An 8,954-nucleotide genomic window follows, 5' to 3' on the forward strand; every position below is an offset into this window, starting at 1 on the left:
TATAGAGGTATAATTGAGAACTAAACCCCGATCTCACTTTTTCGCGTTGCTCCCAAAACATTTGCCCCTGTTAATGATTTGGGACTAAGTTCAACAAGAATTAACATATGCGTAGCTACTGCCAGTGCGACATCATTGAGATTACCCAATGTAGCAGGACAGTCCAGAATCACCAGTTGGTGTGGCAAAGGAAAATCTTCAAACCTATCTGCCAAAACATATTCCCGGCGATTACGAACTGCCAAATCTGACCCAACTTGAATCATTACTGGCCCACCCAAGCATATTTGTAACTTACCCTTCGGCTTTCCCCATTCTGGCATCAGTAAAGGCCAGTTACCATCAAAATCCTCGCTGAATACTGCGGCGATTGTTTGCTCTAATGGTGGGTCTTTGTCTAATCCACAAAACTGACTCATGGAAACGTTAGTATCTAGGTCGAGTAACACAACGTCAAAGCCGCGCTTTGCCATTTCATAGCCAATATGAACAGTTAATGTAGTTTTGGAAACTCCTCCGGCATTGGCTCCAATCCAGAGAACAACTTGTTTCATCTATTTGCAATTTCGTATGCTTGCGTTTTGTTATACTCTATCTTTCAAACGAAATCAAGTTCAACACTCGTTATTCAGGCTCAAAAAGCAACTTGGAACTATACGGAAAACGTTTTCCGTCCCCAAGAAATTTCATATTGGGGTAAATATATAGTAGCCAACATTAGGGTCAAGATAGGCGGAAAGCATTAGTGTATAAGCTTTTTGGCTATTATTTTTAGATAAATCATCCAAGTCATGTTTGCTTCTTGTTAGACAAGCCTGTAACGAAAGAATAAGGGCTTTAGTTTTGTTATTGGCATACTACAAACCTCGGTTTTAGGTAAATTTGTACTATTTTGTCCTTGGTGTCAGCTACGCTATATCTGCCCCGTGTTGGAGGAGTTGCTAGAATGATTGACCATGACAGGCTTTTCAAAGAATTAATATCTACATTTTTTGTTGAGTTTCTCGATTTATTCCTACCTCAAGTAGCCAGCCAAATAGACCGCGATTCTATCCAGTTTTTACCCCAAGATGTATTTACTGATGTCACATCTGGCGAAAATAAATTGATTTACTGGCGCAGGTGCGTTATCAGCAACAAAAAACTTATTTTTTAATTCACGTTGAAAATCAGTCTTATACTGAGTCAGAATTTGCCAAGCGGATGTTTAAGTATTTTGCACGCTTGCATGAAAAATATGATTTACCAATTTATCCAGTTGTGATTTTCTCCTTCGACGAACCAAAACGTGCTGAATCTCAAAATTATCGTGTCACGTTTGGCGATTTAAAGGTGCTGGAATTTCAGTTTGCAGCAATTCAATTAAATCGTCTGAGTTGGCGGGATTTTCTAACACAACACAATCCAGTGGCGGCGGCGTTGATGGCGAAGATGAATATTGCGGTGTCAGAACGTCCGCAGGTGAAGGCGGAATGTTTGCGGTTACTGACAACTTTAAGGTTAAATCCAGCGCGGATGCAATTAATTTCGGGGTTTATTGATACTTATTTGCGTCTTGATGATATTGAGAAGCAGGTTTTTCAAGCGGTGATTAGTACAATGGGATTAGATGAACGGGAGGAAGTTATGCAGATTGTAACAAGTTGGCAACAAGAAGGTGTGGAAATCGAAAGAAGGGAAACAATTTCGACGCTTTTAAAAGTACGTTTTGGAAATTTAGATAGTGAGTTAGAGGCAATTATTCCTCAGTTAATGCAGTTATCTAGGGAAGAATATCTTGGCTTGCTTTTACAGGCTGACCGTGAAGAATTATTATCGCGGTTTCAAAGGTAATCGTAATTTAATAAAAGCGGGAGTGCTATTTAGTACATTTACAGAATCTTTTTTTCTACTTCAGTTCAACTCAATATTATGACTGCTAATATGGTGTCCATTATGTGATGGCTCATGTTTCCTGTGAAGTAATTGTTCCCTCTGTAAAATCATAACTTCTAGCTCACTGGCACGTTCTTCTGAAAGTGGAAATATCTCCTCCCCCGTCTTTAGATTACCTCGACAAATCGTCCGCTTACCTTCATTTCGGACAATAAAATCACACTCTTGTTTGAGCGAAAAATAAGCTGATGTATCTAATAAATACATCAGCTTTTGACTTATCCTAAGATTTCAATCACAGCCGCTAGAATAGCTGGGGCTTTGTCTGAAACCGGAATAAATACCCGCTTTTGCCAGTTGATGATCTCGGTGAAGCAACCCACAGCTAAGAGTCGCTCTGCCAGTGAGATAGCATTAACCAGTTCTATGCGAGGTTCATTAGCAACGAAAGACCGCCGCAGCGTAATTCCTCCTGGTAGTTGCTGTGTATATCTCTCGTTCAGTACCAGCTTCACAAGTTCTTCTGGAGAAAGCACCTGATTTCTTAGTCCAAGTTGTTCGCGCACGGTTTGAATGTCGTGAGCATTCACCACCCGACCGAGAATTTTCTTGCCATCACTTGTTTGTAGTCGGAATACTCGACTATTCTGCTGTGGCAGTATTTTCCAGATGGGTAGCAATATTCCTGTCATTAAGTGCAGGTAATCGGTTGTGAACTTAGGCAGTGCGTCTATTTCAATAGACCAAGCAGCAGCAAACGCATCAATAGAAACTTGCTGCCAAGTGGAAGATTCTAAATCCTTGACTGGTATACGGGTTTCTTTTTGGGGACGGACGAGTAACACTCTTGGTACAACACCACCATCAGCGTCGTAGATACTATGTGTCGGAATTGACACAGCAGCATGACCAGACTTGGTGTTAACCATCAGTTTCCCCTGGTACATACTGGCAAACTCCAACATCTCTTCAGCAGTTCTGATGTTGTTCTTCTGGGTGCGTTCCACTTTCAAGTAATTGGTGACGCTACCAGTTTGAGCATGAGTATACACAGCTTCCTGGCTCTCAACAGTAAACCGTTCTGCTCGAAGTGTTTCCACACCCATCTCGTAAACACCAGCCGCGATCGCTACTTCAATCTGCTGGCTCAAGAGTAGTTCAAACCTCTCGAAAATCACGTTTTGCATATCAATTCGTAGAGCCAGTAATCGGTTAAGGAATTGACGCAGGGGTGGGAGGTCGATTTTCATGCCGCCTTCATGGGAAGTGAGCGAGAGTCCAGTCATTTGCTCAAAAGTCCCTAGTGGAACTTCAAAAAATCGACCTTGGTATATTTGTCTGAATAATTCATACAGGGCGTGTTCTGCATAATTCGACTCCAGATTATCCTTAGCCTCAAATATCCCATTACCACCCGTCTGCCGTTGACCACGAGTAAGAGCGCCCAAGCTATCCAGCCTTCGGGCAATGGTTGAGATACAGCGCTTCCGGCTATTATGCAATATAGTTTTCTCCTTGCCCCTCTCCTATCATCGCTTTCAGCTTTTAGGACGTACCTCATAGCTGCCGGAAGTGCTGTAAAGCGGCGTTCACCGATGACGTTAGTGGTAACGGTATTGAGCCGAGATCCGTGTAAAAACCTGCAAGATGGTCTGGAAACCGTTGATATATCTATGTTTCAAAGATTTCTGATGGAAGATTAATCGCAGCTTCCAATGGTTGGGGAATATTATGTAAATTCACCACATAATCACCGTATCTTTTGATATGTCTTGTTATGTATGGACTCATTGCTGCAAGGTGTCGCATGGGAATCAGTTCGCCCTGTGACATTAACGTTTGGATAGCCAACGACATATCAACCGTATTCTGCAAAATAACTGCACTTGCTACCAAATCAAGATACTTCAGCCGCTTTTCCTGTTCAATAGGATCATTTTCAGTAATCGCTCCCAGCTTACCGAAGAACACCCAGTCGAGAAAGGCATTGTACATCTCCACAATATTGGTTATCGCTGTAATCTCATACCGAAGAGCCACATTAGAAATATAGTCAAGCAAAAACATAGTCCGTACTACCTTACCCAACTCAAGAAAAGCTTGATAAAGTCGATTTTTCTTACTATAACTACCCAACTTACGTAGAAGCGTCGAAGGCATCACCTTGCCTGCTTTAATTGACAGTACTACACGTATCATGTCATACCAATGAGTCTTGATTAAATTCCAATTGACCACGCCCTTAAACAACGGTTCGATATACTTGTAGGTAACATCTGCGCTAGGGCGAACAAAAGTTAAATCCTTCCAGTTACGGATACGCGGCATCAATTTGATACCGAGAAGATAGGAAATAGCAAACACAGGCCCAGATTGACCTTGAGTATCTGCGTGCAAAATACCAGGTTGAATATCTGATAGATTTTTCAACAGCCCATCCAAAATATAGACAGCCTCCCACACACCACAGGTGATAAAGTGTGTAAACAAAGCAATATATTTATCAGAGACATGGTGATAGGCGATACCACCGTAACCGCCGTAGCGGATGTGATACTCGCTGTGTAAATTATTCTCGTATATTTCAAACTTGCTTCCGTCAGCAGCAGCCTTTTTCCCTGTACCCCAGCAAGACGGTAAACTAAAACGGTTGTACGTATTGATAATATCCCGAATTGCAGCTTCAATTTTGGCAGCACTAATATGGCGACGGTTTGTATAAGAAATCATGTGACTTGTCACTGCACCTTGGGAATGACGAGCCATCTGATTAGGGCCAAGATTACAGCCGTAGCTAAAGGTAGTAAAAATATAACGTTCAGCAGGATCAGATATTTTTGGTTCGCTTCCTGAAAATAGACCAAAATGCCTTGTCCAGTTCAACCAATGCTCAACATTGCAAAGGATTTCTAAGATACTGCGCTCCGGCATCAAAGCCCGAATTTTTGATTCTAATTCTTCCACTTCATCCGTTTGAGCTAGGGATGGGATTCTTTTAAGTATAGATTCTCCGTCTTTATTGATAGTGAATTGTTTATCAACCGCACAAATCTCATCTACAACGAAAGCTACCTGCGCTAATTTATCTTGAAGGTGTTTAACAAAGTCATCCGGGTTAGCAGGAAATTCAAGTAAGCGACAGTATTCTTCTATCAAAGGTTCGCATTCAGCATGACTCAATAATTGTTCGCGGAAATCGGCATAACTTGACGAACCCACAACACACGCATCTCCTGTTTTAAATTCAGTTGCTAGATTTGAAAAGATGCAAATTTCTAACTGCTGACGAACCAAAACCTCAGTTCCATCAATTTCTTCTACTACTAGCGCACGCCAGTTACTACTAATAAAATCTAAATCAATGTCAAATGGCAAATACTTAGCACGTTTGTGTTGATTCTCTAACACGAACTTTAATGCTTCAATTACTGACTCATCAGCAGAAGTTGAGAGAATATCTAGAGAAGCCACCAAACTAAAAAGTGCTTTCCGATTGGCAGAATAAAACCGCCACATCAATGGTAAATGGTTGTTGGTGTTATACGCTGCAATCTCATCCAACTTTTGCAGCAACAATTCTGTACCACCATGTTCATCCAAAATTGATTGCACCTTTTCTCCAAAAACAGCATTATCCTGAGTTTCTTTGGCTTTTGTAGATGCTTTTAATACTTGCCCAAAGGTAGCCAATAACTCTGATGTTTCAGTTAAATGTTTGTCGCGTAATTCCTGCAATCGCTGTTTAGCATTATTTTGAATCTTGAGGATACGTTTAATAAACATATCAACAAGATAATCACGGGTGTTAACCTGTGCCTCGTACAATAGACATAACAGCAACGTCCGACGTTTGGGTAAATTAATATCTTGAAATTCCGAGATATCCAAAGCCCTAGCCTGTGCCGCAAAATGTCTAACTTTTGTAATGGCAATACTTTGTAGCAGTCGCTTGGTATCACCAAAGGTCATGAGAACATCAAACTTACTTTGTAGGAGTTTCATCCCACTAAGTTTGGCACTTTTAGGTGGCGATTTTAGTAAATTAAGAGTGGGATTTTCATCTACCTCATTATCAGTAACTACTAGCAATTGGTCTAAATAAATCTGCTCGTTGATGGAAAGCCCCTCAGAACAAAGTGCAAACAAGCGATTATTGACCATTGAACGAATGTGACGAATTAATCGGTCAAGGGTACTAAATGCTGGTAACTCGTATCGTTCTTTAACTAATTCTTCAATGGCTACATTTATTAAATCAGCAGGGTGGTCTTTTACCTCTGCAGCCTCTGCAACTAATGCGGCTATTAATCTTTGACCTGTTTTATTATACTGTTTGACTTTCAGGTAATCCCGAATCACCTGAAGATAAGTGTAGCGTTGGCGTTCGGATGGAATTGCTTTTACCCAATCTTGTAACTTTAAACACGACCGTAAATGTTTGATAACCGCAATTGGTACTAGTTCGGGGTGGGGAAAATAACCAAGCCTTTGGAAAGATTTTAGCATGACCATAAAACTAAGAAATCCTTCGTGGCTCTTAGTTTTGGACTTTGCAAACTTGATTTCTTCGCTTTGTGGTGTATAAAGCTCTACAAGCTCTTTTGGGTTAGGAAATTGTTTGAATTTAGGATATGCAGTACGGTCAATTAAGGTCATTAAGGTGATATTTAGAACATAAAAAACACCGAAAACAACTAGATGGTGGTTGATCCCTCACCGTTCAACCCCATAGTATTTTATATTCTTTTGGATACAGATAATTAATTGAATTAATTTCCACACTTTTTTGGTGAACAATGCTGTTTTTGGAGATAACGAATAGGCAATAAATGTTGCTTCTAACTATCTGGATTTATCAGAACACTTAAAGCATGACGTGCGGCTGATTCTGCTTTTTTTGAGGTAACTTTCTGATAACGTAAAGTGGTTTGAATGTTTTCATGTCCCATGAGTGAGCGTAACTCTTCTATACTGATTAATCCTACCCGTTCGGTAGCATAAGTGTGACGTAAATCATGGATACGTACACCGTTTAATTCGGAATATGTGCTGGTGATTTTTCGCCAATAATCGTGGAATGTGTAGTAGCTAATTCTACTGACTTTCAGGGTAACTGGATGTTGTGCTGTAAACAGTGCGTCGATATTTTGATGGCGTGAATACTTGAAATATTGATCTAGGGATTTGGCTGCATCATCACTATAAAAGCACCAACGTTGTTTGTTTCCTTTTCCCAATACCTGAAATTTTTGATTTTTGATATCTAGGTCTGATAAATTCAGGGCTAAAAGCTCTCCAATTCTGCATCCTGTACGATGTAATAAATGAATTATTGCAGACATCCGCAGGTCATATTTGGTTACTTCGTAGAGTATATTTAACTGTTCAGGTGTTAGGTATCTTATTGAATCGTCGCTTTTATGTTCGCCTTTTTCTCGTTGTGGGGGACGCTGTTTTAATCCCCGAATTGGATTGGATTTTATATCCCCTTGCTCGACGGCAAAGTTAAATAGGCTTTGCAGTATTGCTTGATGCTTGTGGTGGGTTGTGTATTTTAAATGTGAGAGTGTATCTAGATACTCAACTAATGTTTGCTTACTGATAATTTCGATTGACCAACTTCCATACTCTGCTAGTAAGCTTAAGAGAGTCATTTCGTAAGTTTTGATGGTACTGGGTGCTAGCCCAGTCCGTTCTAAAAATTTGACGGCAACGGTGGCTAATGTGACAGCTTGCTTCACTGAAAAAAGTGTGTTTTGAGCAAGGTAATTTATTCATAAATTATATATCTTTAGGTAAGAGCATTGACAGCAATTTATGGATACTTTTAAGACACCAAAACATGCAGAATCCCTAGCTGACTATGTTTTGCGGATCAGGAAGGGACTGAATTTAACTCAGTTTGAGTTAGCCGATGCTGCTGGTATTCATTCTCGGTCTGTGGGGAAGATTGAACGGGGACTGACGATGAAACTCAGTCATAAAACTCTTAGCGGTCTTGCCTTGGCTTTGTCCGTGCCGGTTGAGTATTTGCAGGCTATTGTTAGGGGGGAAGAGGTTGTGACAATGCCAGCGATTAAGTTTTGTCCCCAATGCTGGAATCCTGGTGGTGCTGCTGACCCGATGTGGGGGAATGTTAGGGCTAAGTTTTGTTATCTGTGCGGTACGCAGTTACGGGCTAGTTGTCGGAATTGTGGTGAGATGGTGGTGTCGTTGAGGTATAAATTTTGTCCACTATGTGGAAAGCCTTATAAAGATGGAAGTAAAAATCGCTAAAGCCTATATACAAAAAGGCTTTCCAGACCATCTTGCAGTTTTTTACACGGATCTCGGCTCAATACCGTAACAGGTCTGAACACGGGTGCTGATGCTTGGTTTGTGCGGTGCGATCGCCCAAGTCCTTGAATTGCATTGTCTGCCCTCCATCCAGCTTCCAACAAATAATGCGATCGCCGCCGCCGATTAACAGCGTTGAGATCAGCATGATAACTTCTGCCTGTCCCTCCAGCGTCACTGAAGATGAGGATTTGTTTGTCTCCCTGCATAAACGCAGCAGTTTCAGCAATATTCGCGCCACTTCCTCTAGAATCCACAAACAAACGTCCAGATTCATCTTTTAACACCCGTTTGCTACGACCTGTAACTTCAGCCACTTGCTTGTGGCCAAAATGCCACAGCAATTGTTCTAATGCGCCGGGGATGGGATCAAGACTTGCTAACTTATCGACTAAGGCATCTCTCAAGGCTACAGCTTCAATAGAGATAACTGGAGAGCCATCGGCATCAAAGGATGGTTCTGAGCGTTCTTCACCGTCAGAGGATGAGTGAATTTCGTGCAAGTGGATAGGAAACGCACTCATCAGGTAATCCATAAGATATTCCCGTGGAGTCAGGTCAAGATTGAGATCCTGCCATTCTTCGGGTGTAACTTCATTGAGTCGGCGCTTAAGCAACTCCTCATTAGTTGATACAATTTGAATAACAATGGCGTTTTGAGCAGCTAAATCCTCTTCAATTGCTTTAATTAACCCTCTTTTGTCACTCTCGTCGTAGTATAATCAGTGACAACCCCTAGAAGT

General features: G+C 41.2%; 8 protein-coding genes. 3 read left to right on the plus strand and 5 right to left on the minus strand.

Going from position 1 to position 8,954, the window contains the following annotated elements:
• Nucleotides 1-20: 20 nt before the first annotated feature.
• The gene (locus Q0541_RS13145; protein WP_298910907.1) at nt 21-554 is read right to left on the minus strand and encodes a ParA family protein; all 534 of its coding nucleotides are present in this window, start codon (nt 552-554) and stop codon (nt 21-23) included.
• A 392-nt stretch (nt 555-946) separates the two neighbouring features.
• Here Q0541_RS13145 and Q0541_RS13150 point away from each other — a divergent pair, with 392 nt between their 5' ends.
• Both Q0541_RS13150 and Q0541_RS13155 read left to right on the plus strand, forming a co-directional pair.
• Nucleotides 947-1,156 carry a hypothetical protein gene (locus Q0541_RS13150; RefSeq protein ID WP_298910909.1) on the plus strand — a complete coding sequence of 70 codons (210 nt, stop codon included), beginning with the start codon at nt 947-949 and terminating at the stop codon, nt 1,154-1,156.
• Nucleotides 1,123-1,833 carry a hypothetical protein gene (locus Q0541_RS13155; protein WP_298910912.1) on the plus strand — a complete coding sequence of 237 codons (711 nt, stop codon included), beginning with the start codon at nt 1,123-1,125 and terminating at the stop codon, nt 1,831-1,833. Before Q0541_RS13150 ends, Q0541_RS13155 begins: the two co-directional genes overlap by 34 nt.
• Before the next feature lie 320 nt (nt 1,834-2,153).
• Here Q0541_RS13155 and Q0541_RS13160 read toward each other — a convergent pair whose 3' ends face one another.
• The 3 genes from Q0541_RS13160 to Q0541_RS13170 all read right to left on the minus strand — a co-directional run bounded on the left by Q0541_RS13160 (nt 2,154) and on the right by Q0541_RS13170 (nt 7,616).
• On the minus strand, nt 2,154-3,377 hold the full coding sequence (locus Q0541_RS13160) for a strawberry notch C-terminal domain-containing protein (protein WP_298910914.1): 1,224 nt from the start codon (nt 3,375-3,377) through the stop codon (nt 2,154-2,156).
• 169 nt (nt 3,378-3,546) lie between these two features.
• On the minus strand, nt 3,547-6,531 hold the full coding sequence (locus Q0541_RS13165) for a Tn3 family transposase (protein WP_298910915.1): 2,985 nt from the start codon (nt 6,529-6,531) through the stop codon (nt 3,547-3,549).
• Between the two features lie 182 nt (nt 6,532-6,713).
• Nucleotides 6,714-7,616: a tyrosine-type recombinase/integrase gene (locus Q0541_RS13170; protein WP_298910918.1), complete on the minus strand. Its 903-nt coding sequence runs from the start codon at nt 7,614-7,616 to the stop codon at nt 6,714-6,716.
• A gap of 76 nt (nt 7,617-7,692) precedes the next feature.
• Here Q0541_RS13170 and Q0541_RS13175 point away from each other — a divergent pair, with 76 nt between their 5' ends.
• Nucleotides 7,693-8,151, plus strand: a complete 459-nt coding sequence (locus tag Q0541_RS13175) for a zinc ribbon domain-containing protein (RefSeq protein WP_298910919.1) — start codon at nt 7,693-7,695, stop codon at nt 8,149-8,151.
• On the opposite strand, the gene Q0541_RS13180 is transcribed toward Q0541_RS13175, so the two are convergent.
• A complete protein-coding gene (locus Q0541_RS13180; protein WP_298910920.1) occupies nt 8,148-8,828 on the minus strand; it encodes a strawberry notch C-terminal domain-containing protein in 681 nt (226 codons plus the stop codon). The genes Q0541_RS13175 and Q0541_RS13180 overlap by 4 nt on opposite strands.
• Nucleotides 8,829-8,954: the final 126 nt, after the last annotated feature.

This window comes from uncultured Nostoc sp., assembly GCF_937863485.1.
In the GTDB taxonomy this organism is placed as follows: domain Bacteria; phylum Cyanobacteriota; class Cyanobacteriia; order Cyanobacteriales; family Nostocaceae; genus Nostoc.

What these genes read in the sequence shown, in the direction of transcription:
- Q0541_RS13150 (WP_298910909.1), top strand. Translation starts at nt 947, where the DNA reads ATGATTGACCATGACAGGCTTTTCAAAGAATTAATATCTACATTTTTT.
- Q0541_RS13165 (WP_298910915.1), bottom strand. Translation starts at nt 6,531, where the DNA reads ATGACCTTAATTGACCGTACTGCATATCCTAAATTCAAACAATTTCCT.
- Q0541_RS13175 (WP_298910919.1), top strand. Translation starts at nt 7,693, where the DNA reads ATGGATACTTTTAAGACACCAAAACATGCAGAATCCCTAGCTGACTAT.
- Q0541_RS13145 (WP_298910907.1), bottom strand. Translation starts at nt 554, where the DNA reads ATGAAACAAGTTGTTCTCTGGATTGGAGCCAATGCCGGAGGAGTTTCC.